Genomic DNA, 16,781 nt, shown 5'->3' with positions numbered 1-16,781 from the left:
CTACAGACGCCCCGCTACGGGGCGTCGTTGTCAGGGGTCAGTCGTCTCTACGATCCCGATCCCGATCCCGATCCCGATCATGCCGCTGATAATCATCACGACGATCGTATCGACCATTCCCGCGATCATCATGACCACGTTCGTAGCCACGATCGTGGTGGCCCCGATCATGCCTGTCTCCACCGTCACGGTGATGCCCGCAGCCGACCAGCAGGATAGAGCCTGATACAGCTAGGAAAATCATTACTGCGCGCTTCATTGAAAAGTCCTGATGGAAAAAGTCAGTGCTATGACCATGAGGTCACTCAATGATTCATTGGCGCAATACACCAAACCCAATCCAGACCTGAACTAACAACGCTAATCGCGTATACGGCCTTTGCGCCAACATAAGCAGAGCACTACTAGAAACCCGCCTGCCGACATCAGTGCAGCCCCGAGAAATATCGCAGCAAAGCCAAAACCTGAGGCAAGCAGGCCCATCACCGGACCGGCCATTCCCACTGCAATATCGAAAAATAATGAAAGGGCACTGAGCGCCGAGTTCCGGTTCGCGGCCGGAGTGCTGGCCAATGTCTCCACCCCAAGCCCCGGATAGACCCATGACACCCCTATCCCGGTCAATGCCCCGCCGGCAATGGCCAGTGCAGGAGACGGCGCAAGCCATATCAGCAGCATGCCCAAGGTCTGTACAAGCAGGCAGCCACCCACCACCTGGTACCCTCTGAATCGCTGCAGTATTCCCGGCGATGACAATCGGGCAACGATAAAACCTGCGCCGAATGCACTCAAGCAATAAGCGGCGTTGTCCCAGCCGAGACTATCAAAATAGAGTGCGACGAACGCCGTCAGCCCGCCAAACCCCACCGAGCTGCAAACCAGCACCAGGCCATTGGGCATGACCGCGAACAGGACTCGATAAAATGCCAGGCGGGTGCCGGCAACCAATGGGGCTGGGCGCTTGCCCAGAGCCAAGAGCAGGAACACCAAGCCAAGCAATACGGTGCACAGCCCCACACTGGCGATACCCAATGAATCAAGCAGCAGCACACCCAGCGGCGCGCCGACCGCCGTGCCGCCGTAAGCCGCTATTCCGTTCCAGGACATGACCTGCGCTGCCCGAGGTGCACCACATAACCCGATGGCCCAGGTGCAGCAGGGGGTGGAGATCATGGCCGTGGACGCCCCCAGCACCAGCCTTCCCAACAGTAACAGCGTCAAGGTCAACCAGGGTTGGGTGGGCAGGATGATGGCGAGCGCCGTCAGGGTGCCGCTCAACATCAAGCCACTGAGCCCACACACCACCGCGTATTTGGCACCCAGGCGATCGGCCACGCCACCGGCCAAAGGGCGGGCCAGGAGTGTCGCCAGGTACTGCGAGCTGATCACCACACCGGCGAAAATCGAGGTCAAGCCCAGGTCATTGAGGACGTAACCCGGCAACACCGCAAGCGGCAAGCCACTGCAGACGTACGAGATAAAGTTGAAGCCAATGATCGACAGGATCAACCCATGGCTGCGGGTTGCCTTGTCGTTGTCACGGCTCAAGACACCGATATCGCGCATCATCGATCACTTGATTGCATAGCAGCCCACAGCGACCACGTACCCGTTCACCCGCTGCAGGAAAGTCCTCTTGTATTCGTTCTGCCCGGTCATGGGATTGCGCCATTGATAGGTAATTTCCCCTGCTTCATGGGCGCTCATCTGCTTGAGTATGTCCTCGCCGATGGGCTTGCCGTCGGTTGAGCGCAATGACTTGAAGTCGGTGCCGATCAGCCGCGGCGAAAAGCCGTGAGCGACGAACCGCCGGGTTTTCAGGTCCACCACAAAGGCGTAGAGATCATCCTGGGTGAGCTGTTTATCGTGCTGATTAATGCGCCCGAGGGTGGTTTTCGCGTCACTGGCAACTTGCCCCGAGATCTCGCGCAGCAGCTGTTGTGCCTGTTCGGGACTGGACCGCGGCATGTAGTAACCCACGGAGATCACCCGATCTTTCACACGTTGATAGAACACGCGTTTACGTTCGACCTTGCCGTGTTGCCAGTTCCACCAGCGGTATTCGGCGCTACGCACAACGCCGTCGTCCGGCTGTGCAATGGCTTGCTCGAATGCCGCCTTGAGGTCGTCGTCCAGGACGCTGATCACCGGTTTTCCGACCAGCGAAACCGAAGGCCCACCGCTGGCAAGCATCACACCGGAGGTATCGACCACGTAGATGTACAGCTCATCATCGACATAGGCTCCCTGTCGACTGAACTCGGCCAGGGCGGTGTCGCCCTTGGCTTTATATTCGGCAACAGCTTTTACCAGCAAGGCGTTGGCACGTTGGGTGTCGGTATCATAGGCATCCACTGACGCTTGTTGAGCCATGCCGACAAGGGAGACAAGGCTCAGGCCAAGAACAGTCAAAGCTCGATAAAGGCTCATGGGCGTTGTTCCTGTGGTGATTCTTTTGATGGCCGAAGGTCCACCGTCAGATTGTCAATGAGCCGCGTTTTGCCGATGCGCGCCGCCACCAGGATCACCAGGTGCGTATCGCTGCTGGTCAGAGGCTTTAAATCCCGGGCATTCCTGACTTCAAAGTATTCCAGCTGAAAACCGGCGTCGCTTATGCGCTGATGACACTCAATCAACTGGTGCTCAGTCACCTGCTGCTCCCTCTCGATACTCGCCGCCATTTGCTTCAGGCAAGCGTAAAGGACGGGGGCGACCGAACGTTCATGCTCACTCAGATAACCGTTGCGGGACGATAATGCCAAGCCATCCGCGGCCCGGATCGTCGGTGCACCGACCACGTCAGTCACCATATTGAGATCCCTGACCATCGAGCGGACGACCGCCAGCTGCTGATAGTCCTTCTCCCCGAAAACCGCCACGTCTGGCTGGACGATGTTCAGCAGCTTGACGACGACAGTGGCCATGCCATCAAAGTGACCAGGACGTGCCGCACCGCACAGACCTTCAGACACGTTCGGCACACTGACGATGGCCTGGTTGCGCATTCCATCCGGATAGATCTGCTCGACAGCGGGGGCAAACAGCACATCACAGCCGGCGTTGACCAACTTCTCCCGGTCGGCGTCGGGCGTGCGAGGATAGTTGGCCAGATCCTCATTCGCCCCGAACTGCAGTGGATTGACGAAGATGCTGGCCACCAAAAAGTCAGCGCGCTGCCTTGCGTAACGGATCAGCGCGATATGACCGTCATGCAAGTTGCCCATCGTCGGCACCAGGGCGATTTTCCTGTTTTCAGCGCGAGCATGGGCCACGAGTGCACGCAGCGCGCTAACCGTATCGACTGTCAGCACCGCTTCACGCCTCTTGGGCCAATTGAGCTTCGATGGCCTCGAGCAAACGAGGATCATCCGCCGCCACATCCGGAGCGAAGCGAGCAACGACTGTGCCCTGGCGATCGATCAGAAACTTTTCGAAGTTCCAGAGCACGTCCGTTGTGTTGTCGGACGTGATGCCATACCCCTTCAGGCGCTCCCGAAAAGGACCTTCACCCGTGGACTCGCGCTGTGCGGCAGTCAGCTCGGTGTACAGAGGATGCTGGTCCGCGCCGACCACCGAGATTTTCGAGAACAACGGGAAGTGAATGTCATAGTTCACTGAACAGAACTCGACGATTTCCCCGTCGCTACCCGGCTCTTGCTCCTTGAAGTTGTTGGCGGGAAAACCCAGTATTTCCAGGCCCTGGGCTTTTTTGTCCTGATACAGTTTTTCCAGGCCCTCGTATTGCGGGGTCAGGCCACACTTTGAAGCGACGTTGACCACCAGCAGGACTTTGCCTCGATAGGCGCCAAGGCTGCTGACGCTGCCATCGATCTGCTTCAGCGAAATGTCGTAAAGGGAATTACTCATCTGTTTGCCTCATGCAAGGGTGCTTCAAAGGGTACGGCCGATGATTTCTTTCATGATTTCCGAGGTGCCGCCATAGATGCGCGCCACTCGGGCGTCTACCCAGGCGCGGCTGATTTTGTATTCGCTCATGAAGCCGTAGCCGCCATGCAGTTGCAGGAACTCGTCGAGCAACTTGCCCTGCATTTCCGAGCCCAGCAGTTTGGCCATTGCCGCGATTTCTGGCGTTAATTCACCTCGCATCACCTTGGCCAGGCAGTCGTCGACGAACACCCGCAACATGGTAGCCTGGGCCTTGGCTTCAGCCAGTTTGAAGCGGGTGTTCTGGAAGTCGAGCACCGGCTTGCCAAAGACCTTGCGCTCGCGGGTGTAGCCAATGGTTTCTTCCAGCAGCGTATCGATCGATTGAGCGGCGCGGATCGCGATGATCAAGCGTTCCCAGGCCAGTTGGTGAGTCAGGTATTTGAACCCCATGCCCTCCTCGCCCAATCGATTGCCGACGGGCACCCGGACTTCATCAAAAAACAGTTCGGCGGTGTCTTGCCCTTTCAGGCCGATCTTTTCCAGCAGACGTCCCTTGGCGAAGCCGGCCCGGCCTTCTTCGACGCAGATCAGCGTCAGTTCCTTGGCCGCAGGGTCCATCTTGGTGGCGGTGACCACCAGGCCGGCATTACCGCCGTTGGTGATGAAGGTCTTCTGGCCGTTGACGATGTAGTCGTCACCGTCACGCCGCGCCGAAGTACGCATGGCTCGCAGGTCGCTGCCGATGCCCGGCTCGCTCATGGCGATCACGCCAATCAATTCGCCGCTGACCATACGCGGCAGCCATTGCTGCTTCTGCACTTCGCTGCCATAGGCAACGATGTAAGGGGTGACGATTTCCGAGTGAGTGGTGAAACCCACGGCGGTGGCGTTGGCTCGTGCCAGTTCTTCGATCATGACCGCCGAGTGACCGAAGTCGCCTCCCGGGCCACCGTATTCTTCGGGCACCGTGGAGCATAACAGTCCGTTCTCTCCGGCCTTGAGCCAGACTTCCTTGGGAACAATGCCGTTCTTTTCCCACTCATGCAGGTAGGGCACGATTTCGCGGTCGACGAAACGGCGGGCCTGATCACGGAACATGTTGTGGTCTTCTCGAAATACGCCACGCATGGTGCTTACTCCAGATCGATTCTTGTTGTGGGCAATGGGTGATCAGCGGTCCTGGTAATCGGGATCGCGCTTGTCGACGAAAGCCGCCACCGCCTCCTGATGGTCTTCGGTGTGATGCGCCAGCGCCTGATACGCCGCAGACAACTCCAGCAGCGAGTCGAGTCGCATATGTTGGCCTTCGCGCAGCAGGCGCTTGCACAGGCGCAACGCGTGGCCCGGATTGCTGGCGATCCGCCGTGCCAATGCCTGCGCTTCCGCCTGGAGCGTTTCGTGGGTGCAGACTTGCTCCACCAGGCCCCATTCCAGCGCTTTTGCGGCATCGATAGCGTCACCGGTAAACGCCATCAGACTGGCTTTCGGGACGCCGATGATGCGTGGCAGCAGCCAGGCGCCACCGTCTCCCGGAACAATGCCCAGGCGCACGAAACTCTCGGCGAAGATTGCCTTGGGCGCCGCCAGCCGGATGTCGCACATGCACGCCAGATCGAGACCCGCCCCCATCGCCGGGCCGTTTACCGCGGCGATCACCGGAATATCCAGCTCGTAGATCGCCAAGGGAATGCGCTGAATGCCATCGCGGTAAGTGTTGCGCAGTTCATAGGGCGAGCCGGCGAAGATGCCGCCGCGTTCGCGCATGTCCTTGACGTTGCCGCCGGCACAGAAGGCGCTGCCGTTACCTGTGAGCACCATGACCCGCACCGAATGGTCGCGGCGCAGTTCGGCGCAGAGGTCGACAAACTCCTGAATCTGCTCGTGCGTAGTCAAGGCATTGCGGGTATCGGGATGGTTCATGCGCACAGTGACGATTGCGCCCTCGCGCTCAATCTGAAGAAAGGGGCTCATGCCGGATTACTCGCAAGTCGGGTTAATGATTGTTGGCCATGACCGGTCAGCAACGGCCAGAACCCCTCGCCGCCCCCTTGGCAAACCCGCACGCCCAGACGTTGACTCCAAAGGCTGGCCGAACCGAACTCGCTGCGCCACGCCCACAACCGACGGGTGAGCAGATGCAGTGGGTATTCCTCGGTAAAACCAATGGCGCCATGGACCGAATGGGCAATGCCGGCGCCAACGCTGGCAGCCTCTGCCGTACTGATTTTTGACGCGGCGATGGTCAGCGCGGCGAGTCCGCAACGGGACTCCGTAAAGGCGGCCTCGGCGGCAATGCCGGCGGCGGCGGCCTGTTCGGCAAATACCGCCAGTTGCTGTTGAATGGCCTGGAACGAACCGATGGCCTTGCCGAACTGCTTGCGCTCACCGGCGTAGTTGGCGGTCATGTCCAATAGCGCGTGCAATGCCCCGGCAATCTGCGCCGCGCGCAGCATCGCGCCGCCCAGCTCCAGGACATTGGCGTCGAGCCCCCTGGGCAGCGGCCCGTGCGCCAGTACCTGGGCGCTGGTGAACCCCAGGTCATCCCGTGGTTCACCTGCCACATTAAGGCTCAGGGTGAGTTCGCTGGCGGCGCTGCGTGGTAGCAACACCACATGCGGGACACCGGTTGCGCTATTGGCAATCGCCACCACCGCTTCGATATTTCGCCCCCAGGGAACCGAATAGGCAGTGCCATGAACGCGCTCGCCATCGATGATCAGATCGGCGCTGGCCGCCATGCTCAGGGCGCCTGCCCTCCCCTCCAGGCCGGCCTTGCTCAGTAGCCAGTTGGCGAGCAGGGCCTCACCCAATGGCGCGGGCACTGAAAAGCGCCCGGCGGCACGCACCAGCACATACATATCGGCCCAACTGGCTTCAGCGCCTCCCAGCGCTTCGGACACGCCCGCCAGGGTAAAGCCCGACTCGTCCAGCGCGGCCCATAGCTCGGCCGGCCATTCGCCGCCCTCACAACCCATCACATACGCCGGCGTCGCCAAATCGGCAAACAGGCGTTCAATCGTCGTTTCAAATAGCTCGCGCATTATCGCAACCCCAGGCCGCGGGCAATGATGCCGCGCAGAATTTCACGAGTGCCCCCGCGCAGTGAGAATGAGGGCGCCATCTGAGTCAGGTAGGCCAGCACGCGTGCATGTTCGCTGCCGCCGTCTTGCCGTGGTTCGGTTTCCAGCAATAGCTGGGCGACCTCGGGAATTTCCTGCTCGAAGGCATTGCCGAGGTCCTTCACGCAGGAGGCCGCCCAGGCCGGATGCTCCCCCGCTGCCAGCTGCGCCGTGACCGACAACGACATGTTGCGCAGTGTCAGCAGCTTGGCCGAAAGGCGCCCGATCTCCCGTGCCTGTAACGCATCGGGTGTCTTGCCCACCGCGTCAATCAGCGTTTTCAACAAGGCCATGCAACTGAGGAACCGCTCAGGGCCGCTGCGTTCGAAGGCCAGCTCGGCGGTTACCTGGTCCCATCCTTTGCCTTCAGTACCGATCAAGGCGTCGGCGGGCAGCCGCACATTGTCGAAAAACACTTCGTTGAAGTGTTCGCCACCGGCCAGGTCGCGAATCGGTCGGATGGTAATGCCGGGCAGGCTCAGGTCGACGATGAATTGCGACATGCCTTCATGCCTGGCTGCCTGTTTTTCACCGGTACGCACCAGGGCAATCATGTAGTGCGAATGGTGGGCGTTAGTGGTCCAGACCTTCTGGCCATTGACCCGCCAGCTATCGCCCTCACGGACCGCGGTGCTTTTGATCGAAGCCAGGTCCGAGCCGGAATTGGGCTCGCTCATGCCGATGCAGAAGTAACTTTCACCCCGGCAAATGGCGGGCAAGTAATGCTGTTTTTGTTGCTCGGTACCGAAGCGATTGATCAGCGGCCCGCTTTGCCGGTCGGCGATCCAGTGAGCCGATACCGGCGCACCGGCAGCCAGCAATTCTTCAATAATTACGTAGCGGGCAAAGGGGCCCGCCGCCGCACCGCCGTAGGCCTTGGGCAAGGCCATGCCGACCCAACCCTTGGCGCCAAGTTTTTTACTGAACTCAGCGTCGAAACCCATCCAGGACTGGGCACTCAAGGTCGGTGGGTAATCGGCCAGCGTTTCGTGAATGAACGCCCGCACTTGCGTACGAAGCGCTTCAGCCTCGGGGGGAATATTGCTGTAGGAAAATTGACTGATGGCCATATGCGCTCTCTAACGCTGAACACAGGCGCAATCGCTTCGAACGAAGCGACCACAGAACGGCAACCGCTCCACAGCCGCCGTTGGCCGGCGACTGTAGGAACAGCAGCAACTTACAACGCGGTTTGCGCGTCAGCCTCGGCGAACATCGCATTGATGTCGCCGGAGGTCACTGGCTTGTTGTCGTGGCGACCATGATCGGCCCCACCCAGACCCAGGGCAGGCTCGGTGCTGACGTGCGTGGCCTGGGCCCGCAGCGCGGCGACCGTGCAGTTTTCCCGACCATGGATGGAGAACGGATCGAAGGAAAACTCACGCATTGCGTTCAAGTGAGTGACCTTGTCGATCATCTCCTTGGGCAGGTGTTGCAACCCTTCCCACGCGGTTTCCGGCGAGTTCGGCCAGGTGCAGTCGGAGTGCGGGTAATCGCTTTCCCAGGTGACCATCTCGGCGTTCAGGTAATCGAGGTTCTTCAGGCCGAAATTATCTTCGATAAAGCAGGTGATGAAGTGCTTGTTGAAGATGTCGCTGGGCATCTTCCCGTCGAAGTTGGAGTTGGTCCACGCGTTGTGATGACGATGGGTGAAGTCGGCGCGCTCCAGCAGGTAGGGAATCCAGCCGATGCCGCCTTCGGAAAGCGCCATGCGCAGGTCCGGGAATTTCTTCCACATTGGCGCCCAGATCCAGTCAGCCGCGGAGTTGGCGATGGAAATCGGCATGGAGGTAATCCAGGCGTCGATAGGCGACAAATCCGAGGCGTGGTTGGCTTTTACACCGGTGCCGATATGGCAGCAGATCACCACCTTGTTATCGCTGCAGGCTTTCCACAACGGGTCCCAGTAATCGCTGTGGATCGACGGGTAACCGTGAATGGCCGGGTTGTCCGACAGCGACAGCGCGTGCACGCCCTGTTTGGCCAGTCGTTCGACTTCGGCTGCAGCGGCCTTCATGTCCCACCACGGCACGATCATCAGCGGGATGAAGCGGCCTGGCGCTGCGTTGCACCAGTCGTGCAAATGCCAGTCGTTGTAGGCCTGGATGGCCGCCATCGACACATCGCGGTCAGCGTGCCCCTGGAAACGCTGCCCGGCAAAGCCCGGGAAGGTTGGAAAGCACAATGAACCGAGCACGCCGTTGGCGTTCATGTCGTCGACACGGTCCTTGATGTTCCAGGTGCCACGGCGCATTTGCTCGTAGCCCAGCGGCTCCATGCCGTATTCCTCTTTGGGCCGACCGACCACGGAGTTCAGGCCCATGTAGCCAGTGGCCTGCTCCTCGAACACCCACACATCGCGATCGCCTTTTTTGACCACATGAGGCTCACGCCCCTTGAAGCGTGCAGGCATGTGGCGAGCAAAAGCATTTGGCGGCTCGATCGCGTGGTCATCGACACTGACGAGAATCAGATCTTCAACTTTCATTGTTTTCCCCTTCGCATTCGGGCTTGTTGTTGTGTCTGAATCATAGTGCACATCTTGATTTAATTAAACACTTTTTTTGAATGTGTTCATATTAAATCAAGATACAAGCACCTGTCAGTCCCACAGCACATGCAGGTAGTGCGGCCCGCGCAGCTGCGCGCCGACGATTTGCGGGCCGGGCTTGCTCGGGTCGAGGCGGATGTTGGGCATCAAGTCGAGGACGGCATTGAGCGCGCAGTTGATCTCGGTCTTGGCCACGAACTGGCCGATACACATGTGTGGGCCGAAGCCGAAGCCGAACGAGGGTTTGGGTTTGCGGTCGATGTCGAATCGGTCGGCATTTTCGAATGCGTCTTCATCGCGGTTGGCGGAGGTCACGATACATTGCACCATCGCCCCTTTAGGGATAGGCACACCGCGAATTTCCAGGTCTTTGGCGGCCTGACGCACCTTGAAGGTGGCCACCGGCTCAAAGCGCACCGCTTCATCGATGGCCTTGTTTACCAGGCTGCGATCATTGCGCACCCGTTCCAGCACTTCCGGGTTTTGCAGCAGTAACGACATCAAGGTGCCGAAGGTACGGGTCGTGGTTTCACTGGCGGCAGGAAGCAGCGAGCGCACAAAAGTGGCGATGTCATGATCGTCCAGCGACCGGCCTTGATACTCGGCGTTAATCAGCCGGCTGATCAAGTCATCGCCCGTGGCGCCCTCTGCGCGACGTTCGGCCACCACCACTTTGACCACATCGTACAACGCCTGTGCGGCCTGCATGGCGGCACCACGGGCAGCAGCGGCTTTTTCCGGATCGACTTGCGGGCCAGCCAGAATGGCCAGGGCCCAGGCTGCGTACTGCTCGATCTGCTCGGGACGGTCCTCGGGAAAGCCGATCAACGAGTAAATCACCCGGATCGGGAAATACAGGGCGAAATCCATCAGGTCCGCACCTTTGGCCGGTACCATCGGCTTGAGATATTCCTCGCGAATCACCCGGTCGATCTTGGTCTCTTTCCAGCGATTCACTGTCTCTGGCATGAACACCGGCTGCAGCAGATTACGGATGTTCTTGTGGGCTTCCCCGTCCATTGCCGTGAGGATCAAGCCATCGAAAAATGCACCCAGTCCCTCGGCGATAAAACCACTGGTGAAGGTGCCAGCGTCACGCATGACCGCCATGACATCGTCGTACTTGAACAAGGTGAAGGTTGGTCGGTTGGCATCCAGCCCGGCAATCGAGGGCACGCCCAGGCGAGCCATGAAATTGTCTTGCAGCACGGGCGAGTTGGCGCGCATATCGCGGTAGGTCGCGTGCAGGTCGATATCGCTGGTGCCGCGATAATTGCTGGCTACGTCGGTAAAAGCCTTCGTGAGGTCGTTCTGCGCCGGTGTGGACATGATCGTCTCCGTTGTTTTTGTCATTATTTTTTCAGTCGGCCCGTTTAAGGCCATGCCTTTCGGCTAATCATAGGCCTTAACAGAACGATATTGGACACTTATTAGTATTTCGATCAACTGCTTGTACTGCGAGACGTGTCAGTAGGCCTGTTGTACCAGCGTCATGCGCCCACCCGCCAACATCAGCGCGCAGTACAGCCCAAGCTCCGCCACCTGAGCGACGGAGAAAAACTCCCCGAGTCGTAGGAAATGCGTGTCGTCGATCGCTAGGTAATCGCTGGCAAACAATTCGGCGTAGCGCAGCGCGGCACGCTCGGCTGGCGTGAAGTACTCGCTGTCCGTCGCCATGCAGGCAATATCCTGTTCAGTGACAGCGTCGGACTTGCGCGCCAGTTGGCAGGCCTTGCAGGTGGTGATGCTGGCAATCTTCAGCCGCACCAGCTCGCGCAAACGCTCATCCAGCAGACTGTCGCTGTGCAGGCTCTCCATCAAACCCAACCATGCCAGCGCTACCTGTGGTCGATGCGCCCAGACCTGTACCGGCGTCGTCGAGCTGAGCATGCGACTGCGCTGGCCACGCTCGACCGCGTCCTGCAACGCAGCCGGCATGGCATCCAGAGGAATCAGCGGCAGGCGCGCCATCTCAATCGAGCCGTTCGATGATGGTTGCCGTGCCCATGCCGCCGGCGCAGCAAATGGCTTGCAGACCAAAACGACCACCACGGCGCTCAAGCTCGTTCAACAAGGTGGTCATCAATCGCGCACCACTGGCGCCCAATGGATGACCAAGGGCAATGGCGCCACCGTTGACGTTCAACTTGTCGTGAGACACACCGGTCTCCTGCATCCATGCCAGAGGCACGGAGGCAAACGCCTCATTGACTTCGAACAAGTCGATGTCGTTGATGTTCAGCCCTGCCTTGCCCAACACCTTGCGGGTAGCAGCCATGGGGCCGGTGAGCATCAACGTCGGATCGGAACCGACGGTGGTGAAGGCCACAACGCGCGCACGCGCCCGAAGCCCCAGTTTTTTCGCAGTGTCGGCACTCATCAACAGCAATGCCGCCGCACCGTCGGAGATCTGTGACGAGTTGCCAGCGGTGATGCGACCGGTGTCCGGGCGAAAGCTGGTTTTAAGCGTCGACAGCTTTTCCCGCGAGGTATCACGGCGAATGGTTTCGTCCTGGCGCAATACAGCGACGGATTCCGTCAGCTCCAACTCACGCAGTTCCTCGACAGCAACCGGCACTATTTCGTTATCGAAGTACCCGGCATCAGACGCCGCAGCAGCGCGCTGGTGGCTGGCGAAGGCAAAATCATCCAGGGCATCGCGACTGAGCGACCACTTGTCGGCGATGCGCTCGGCCGCTTCACCCTGGCTGGTCAGTTCATAGCGTTGCGCTGCCATCCAGCCAAACGCCTCACCGTGGATTTGGCGGTTACTGCCCATGGGCACACGGCTCATGTTTTCCGCGCCACCGGCCACCACAATATCGGCGCTCCCTGCAGCAATGGCGCCAGCGGCCAGATGCACCGCCACTTCGCCCGAACCACATTTACGGTCGATGGTCAGCCCCGCGACGGTGACCGGCCAACCGGCACCGAGCAAGGCCGTGCGGGCAATGTTGGCGGACTGCTCGCCAATTTGCGTGACATTGCCAAATATCACATCGTCGACCAAGGTCGGCGACAGATCGACCCGTTCCAGCAAGCGGCTGAGCACCAGCGCCCCGAGGTGGTCGGCGCGCACGCCGGCCAGGCTGCCGCGGAACTTGCCGATTGGCGTACGCACCGCATCAACTATGACGATGTCTTTCATAGCGCACTCGCCTTGAGTCCTGAACCCGGCACCTGCTTACCCTCTTCATAGCGGTAAACCCCCTGCCCTGACTTGCGTCCCAGACGCCCGGCGGCGACCATTTTGATGATCAGCGGGCAGGGCCGGAATTTCTCACCCAGGGTCTGGTGCAGATAACGCAGAACAGACAGCCGCGTATCCCAACCGGTCAGGTCACCCAGTTCCAACGGGCCCATCGGATGGTTAAAACCCAGCCGCAGCGCCGTGTCGATGTCTTCGGCAGTGGCTGTCCCCTCTTGCAGCATCCACATCGCCTCGTTACCCAGGAGCGCAGACATGCGGCTGGTGGTCAGGCCTGGCGATTCATTGACGATGATCGAGGTTTTGCCGATCTGGTCGCACAGGGTGCGAGTGCGCGTCACCACCTCATCGCTTGTAGCCAAACCCCGTACCAGCTCCACCAGTTTCATTTTGTGCACAGGGTTGAAGAAGTGCATGCCGATCACGCGGTCTGCACACTCCACCGACGCCGCAATCTCGGTCACGCTGAGGGCCGAAGTATTGGTGGCAATAATCGCGTCCGGCGCCAGCAGTGGCGCCGCTTGAGCGAGCACCGCCTTCTTCACTGCCAACTGCTCGGAGACCGTTTCCACCAGCCAGTTGGCACCGCTTGCCGCTTCGCTCAAATCACCGCAGGTCTGCAGGTTGGCCAGGGACTGCTGGGCTTTTTCTTCGCTGACTTTGCCCAGGCGCACGCCATCGGCAAGGATCTTTTCGATGCTTGCCCGGGCATTCGTCAATGAGGCAGCATTGGTGTCGACCAGCAACGTGTTGAACCCGGAGCTGGCGAACGCATGTGCAATACCGGTACCCATCAGGCCAGCACCGACGACTACTACTTTTTCTTTATTGGCGTTCATGTTTGGCTCTCGATTAGGCGCGGTTCTTTTTACTGACCACATTGCGCAACGTGCCAATGCCCTCGACGCTGGCCTCGACTACATCGCCTTCCTTGAGGAACAGACCGGTGCCCATCCCCACTCCGGCTGGCGAACCGGTGAATAGCACGTCACCCCCGGCAAAACTCGAACGCTGTTGCACGAAGCGGATCAATTGAGCCACATCCCAGGTCATTTCGCCCGTCGAGCCGTCCTGACGTACTTCGCCGTTCACTTTCAGGGTCAGGCGCAGCCGCGGCGAGCCTTCCGGAAACTCGTCCTTGGTGACGATCCAGGGCCCAAGACCGGTGGTCCGGTCCTGGCTTTTCGCCGCGAACAGGTCCATGCCGATACCCGCCGGCCCGCTGCGCTGCAGGTCTCGGGCACTGACGTCGTTGCCGACGGTGTAACCGAGCACGCAAGCCAGCGGGTTTTCCAGGTCGATCTCGTCAGTGCCGATGACCGCGACCAATTCGACTTCGTGATCGAGTTCTTCAGTCAGCGGCGGAAAGCGAATAGGGTCATGGGCGCCAATCAGCGCGCCATAGGCCTTGAGAAACGCTACCGGCTGGGACGGCGCACTCAATCCGAACTCCACCAGATGCTTGGCGTAATTCGCGCCTGCCACGACCACCCGGTTGACGGGTTCAATCGGTGGCAACAGGCGCACTTTCGAGAGCGGCAGCGCTGGCCCGGCGAAACGCAACGAACTGATACCGCGTCCGGCGGCCACACCGGGTGCCCAGTCTTTGTAATTGCCGGAAATCGGTGTCACCTGATCCTGGGCGACATCCACCACGGCCCAGAAAATGCCCGTTTCAAAATACTCACATCGCGCCAGTTTCATCAGGCACCTACCTTGCCCAACTTGGCAGGATCGATGTGCAGCAAGCGGCAGGCGTTTTCATAACGAATCTTGCGCAGGTCCGCGTCGGACAACTTGAGGCCGTGGGTCAGGTCGTGACGCACCGCATCGCTGCCCCCGAAGTTGCTGCCGTACAGCACATGGTCCGCGCCGATGATGTCGACCAGGGCCTGGCGCATCGGCACTTCATGCAGCTCGACGTCGAAGTAGAAGTTTTTCATGTACTCGAGCAGCGGCTTTTTGTTGTATTTGACGTCGAGGTTTTCGTTGGTCTTGGCCAGACGGCCGAGTTGGTACGGGACATAACCGCCACCGTGGGTGATGTACACCTTCAGGTCGGGGAAGCGATCCAGCACACCGCCGCAAATCAGGTTCCAGAAACAACGGCTTTCGTCGTACTGCATGCCCACGATTGCGGTGGTTTCGTACCGGTCGTCGTTGGCGTTCTTGCCCCAGGTAACCGACTGGTTGTAGCCGTGAATGAACATCGGCAGATCCAGGTCGCAGAGGGTTTTCCACACCACGTCGAGTTCCGGCGAATCGAATTCCAGGCCGCCGAAGTTGGCGCCGCCGGCGACCATACCTTTAGCACCCAATACGGTGCAGGCGTAACGCAATTCAGCCGCCGCCGCTTCTGGTGCATTCAAAGGAACGTGAGCCCAGAACATCAGGCGATCAGGGGCTGCGGAGCAGTACTGCGCCAGCGTCTCATTGACGGTGCGGGCGAACGGTACGGCGAATTCGGCTTCGGTCCAGTACATGTAGCAATGGGATGGGACGGAAACCACTTGCAGGTTCTGTCCCGCGGCATCCATACCCGCCAGGCGTACTTTCGGATCAGCCCAGCGAGCAAAATATTCTTCCAGCTTGGGACCTTTGCCGGAGCGCACGGCAGCCTTACGCTCTGGCGACCCAAGGCCAAGAATCCAGTCACCTACACGCAGCTTGATATCGCCGTCGGCGTGTTGCTCGAAGAACGGCCCCCAGTGAGGGTGCTGGTTGTAATAGCCAGGGTGCGGTGCGTGGGCGTGGAGATCGATAAGCATGTCTAGGTACCTCGAAGTTGGCACTTTTTGTTGGTTATTAGCGCGGTGCCTTCACGTGGCCAGGATCAAATCGCCGCGAAAAAGGGAAGCCGGGGGCTCACTGCTCTGACCAAAGCTTAAATTTAAATTGAGCAGAAATCAAAATACTGTTCAATTTATTTTTATAAGGCGTGAAGAAGCCTGAGCCAGAGCCCTCGGCCTGCGTCGCAAACGCTCTGAACAGTTAAAAAATACGAGTCAGACGGGGAAAAGCGTGAAGTACAGGCGGGAGAAAATGAGCCCACAGAAACGCGAAGCCCCCGAAATACGGGGGCTTTGGTTAGAACGATGGGTGATGCTTGAAGCTCAGCGGCGGGTCCGGGAGGTGGAACCCATTATCAGCGCGCCCAGCAGTTTCTTCACCCGCACCGGGAACAATCGACGCCCCGCCGCTTCCGGCACAAGGATTTCGCTCAGCACGTAACGAATGATCATTTCGCAGATCAGTTCACGGTCCAGACGCACCCCGAGGCGCTCGTCCCAGTCGTCGAACACGATGCCCAGGCCATCCTGAAACCGCACGATCGAATCATGGAAAATTCGTCTGAAGAAGCCCAGCGCGTAGTCAGGCGCGACCACCAGAAGGCGTCGTGCCCGACTCTGCTCAAGGTAGTTGTCGAGGTAGGCAAACAGCGCGTTCAGACGCGCTTCCGGGTCACTGATATGGCCCAGTTCCTGGGACAGCGAACTGTGGAAACTTTCGCGCTTATGCCGGGAAAAGGTGTCCAACAAGTCCTCTTGTGAGGCGAAATAGCGGTAAAAGGTCCCCCGGGAAACACCTGCCACCTGGCACACATCCAGGATCGAAATACGATCCGCGCCAGACATCAGAACCACTTCTTCAGTGGCCTTGAGGATATTGGCGATGGTTTCTTCCGACCGGCGGTTCGGCTTGACCTTGACCCCTGCCACTGCGTTGGCGGCGGTACGTCGCTCGACAGTTTTGACCGGGCTCGCCGCTGCAGCAGGCAGCGCTTTTTTTTTTCGTTCTGGAGGCCGGCGAAGGCGCTTCTGCTTTCTGGGATGCGGCTTTTGGCATGGATTGACGGGCTCAAGGGGAGTAAAGATAGCGCAACGTTACCACAGGATCTGTGCATAAATAACACGATATGTTCAACTTATTGCTAAAGACATTTTCATATTTTGTATTTAGAATCTAATTCTCTCTTCAAAATAAAATCAGGCAGACCAATGGTCGTCAATGCCTA

Annotated in this window: 17 protein-coding genes; all 17 read right to left on the bottom strand. The window is 59.3% G+C overall.

Going from position 1 to position 16,781, the window contains the following annotated elements:
- Positions 1–30 precede the first annotated feature (30 nt).
- Complete coding sequence (locus tag BZ163_RS34985) at positions 31–171, bottom strand: hypothetical protein (RefSeq protein ID WP_168187426.1); 141 nt, start codon at positions 169–171, stop codon at positions 31–33.
- A gap of 189 nt (positions 172–360) precedes the next feature.
- The gene (locus BZ163_RS31835; protein ID WP_128874242.1) at positions 361–1,566 is read right to left on the bottom strand and encodes an MFS transporter; all 1,206 of its coding nucleotides are present in this window, start codon (positions 1,564–1,566) and stop codon (positions 361–363) included.
- A 6-nt stretch (positions 1,567–1,572) separates the two neighbouring features.
- Complete coding sequence (locus BZ163_RS31830; protein ID WP_128874241.1) at positions 1,573–2,430, bottom strand: cache domain-containing protein; 858 nt, start codon at positions 2,428–2,430, stop codon at positions 1,573–1,575.
- A complete protein-coding gene (panC, locus tag BZ163_RS31825) occupies positions 2,427–3,311 on the bottom strand; it encodes a pantoate--beta-alanine ligase (RefSeq protein ID WP_128874240.1) in 885 nt (294 codons plus the stop codon). The genes BZ163_RS31830 and panC overlap by 4 nt, the downstream gene beginning before the upstream one ends.
- A 4-nt stretch (positions 3,312–3,315) precedes the next feature.
- Complete coding sequence (locus tag BZ163_RS31820; protein ID WP_128874239.1) at positions 3,316–3,867, bottom strand: glutathione peroxidase; 552 nt, start codon at positions 3,865–3,867, stop codon at positions 3,316–3,318.
- A 24-nt stretch (positions 3,868–3,891) separates the two neighbouring features.
- Positions 3,892–5,016, bottom strand: a complete 1,125-nt coding sequence (locus BZ163_RS31815) for an acyl-CoA dehydrogenase family protein (protein ID WP_128874238.1) — start codon at positions 5,014–5,016, stop codon at positions 3,892–3,894.
- A gap of 42 nt (positions 5,017–5,058) precedes the next feature.
- Positions 5,059–5,859 carry a crotonase/enoyl-CoA hydratase family protein gene (locus BZ163_RS31810; protein ID WP_128874237.1) on the bottom strand — a complete coding sequence of 267 codons (801 nt, stop codon included), beginning with the start codon at positions 5,857–5,859 and terminating at the stop codon, positions 5,059–5,061.
- Positions 5,856–6,929, bottom strand: a complete 1,074-nt coding sequence (locus BZ163_RS31805) for an acyl-CoA dehydrogenase family protein (protein WP_128874236.1) — start codon at positions 6,927–6,929, stop codon at positions 5,856–5,858. The genes BZ163_RS31810 and BZ163_RS31805 overlap by 4 nt, the downstream gene beginning before the upstream one ends.
- A complete protein-coding gene (locus BZ163_RS31800) occupies positions 6,929–8,077 on the bottom strand; it encodes an acyl-CoA dehydrogenase family protein (RefSeq protein ID WP_128874235.1) in 1,149 nt (382 codons plus the stop codon). Before BZ163_RS31800 ends, BZ163_RS31805 begins: the two co-directional genes overlap by 1 nt.
- Positions 8,078–8,187: 110 nt before the next feature.
- The gene (locus tag BZ163_RS31795; RefSeq protein WP_128874234.1) at positions 8,188–9,495 is read right to left on the bottom strand and encodes an amidohydrolase family protein; all 1,308 of its coding nucleotides are present in this window, start codon (positions 9,493–9,495) and stop codon (positions 8,188–8,190) included.
- A 114-nt stretch (positions 9,496–9,609) separates the two neighbouring features.
- The gene (locus tag BZ163_RS31790; RefSeq protein WP_128874233.1) at positions 9,610–10,887 is read right to left on the bottom strand and encodes a cytochrome P450; all 1,278 of its coding nucleotides are present in this window, start codon (positions 10,885–10,887) and stop codon (positions 9,610–9,612) included.
- A 138-nt stretch (positions 10,888–11,025) separates the two neighbouring features.
- Positions 11,026–11,529, bottom strand: a complete 504-nt coding sequence (locus BZ163_RS31785) for a carboxymuconolactone decarboxylase family protein (RefSeq protein WP_178110522.1) — start codon at positions 11,527–11,529, stop codon at positions 11,026–11,028.
- A gap of 1 nt (position 11,530) precedes the next feature.
- Positions 11,531–12,706 carry a thiolase family protein gene (locus BZ163_RS31780; protein WP_128874232.1) on the bottom strand — a complete coding sequence of 392 codons (1,176 nt, stop codon included), beginning with the start codon at positions 12,704–12,706 and terminating at the stop codon, positions 11,531–11,533.
- Complete coding sequence (locus BZ163_RS31775) at positions 12,703–13,605, bottom strand: 3-hydroxyacyl-CoA dehydrogenase (RefSeq protein ID WP_128874231.1); 903 nt, start codon at positions 13,603–13,605, stop codon at positions 12,703–12,705. The genes BZ163_RS31780 and BZ163_RS31775 overlap by 4 nt, the downstream gene beginning before the upstream one ends.
- A 13-nt stretch (positions 13,606–13,618) precedes the next feature.
- Positions 13,619–14,470, bottom strand: a complete 852-nt coding sequence (locus BZ163_RS31770; protein ID WP_128874230.1) for a fumarylacetoacetate hydrolase family protein — start codon at positions 14,468–14,470, stop codon at positions 13,619–13,621.
- The gene (locus BZ163_RS31765) at positions 14,470–15,534 is read right to left on the bottom strand and encodes an amidohydrolase family protein (protein WP_128874229.1); all 1,065 of its coding nucleotides are present in this window, start codon (positions 15,532–15,534) and stop codon (positions 14,470–14,472) included. Before BZ163_RS31765 ends, BZ163_RS31770 begins: the two co-directional genes overlap by 1 nt.
- A gap of 345 nt (positions 15,535–15,879) precedes the next feature.
- Complete coding sequence (locus BZ163_RS31760; RefSeq protein ID WP_128874228.1) at positions 15,880–16,485, bottom strand: TetR/AcrR family transcriptional regulator; 606 nt, start codon at positions 16,483–16,485, stop codon at positions 15,880–15,882.
- Between the last annotated feature and the right edge of the window lie 296 nt (positions 16,486–16,781).

Source organism: Pseudomonas sp. VI4.1 (assembly GCF_002029345.1).
In the GTDB taxonomy this organism is placed as follows: domain Bacteria; phylum Pseudomonadota; class Gammaproteobacteria; order Pseudomonadales; family Pseudomonadaceae; genus Aquipseudomonas.
Note: the sequence above shows the minus strand (reverse complement) of the source record. Positions and strands in the feature narration are given on the sequence as shown.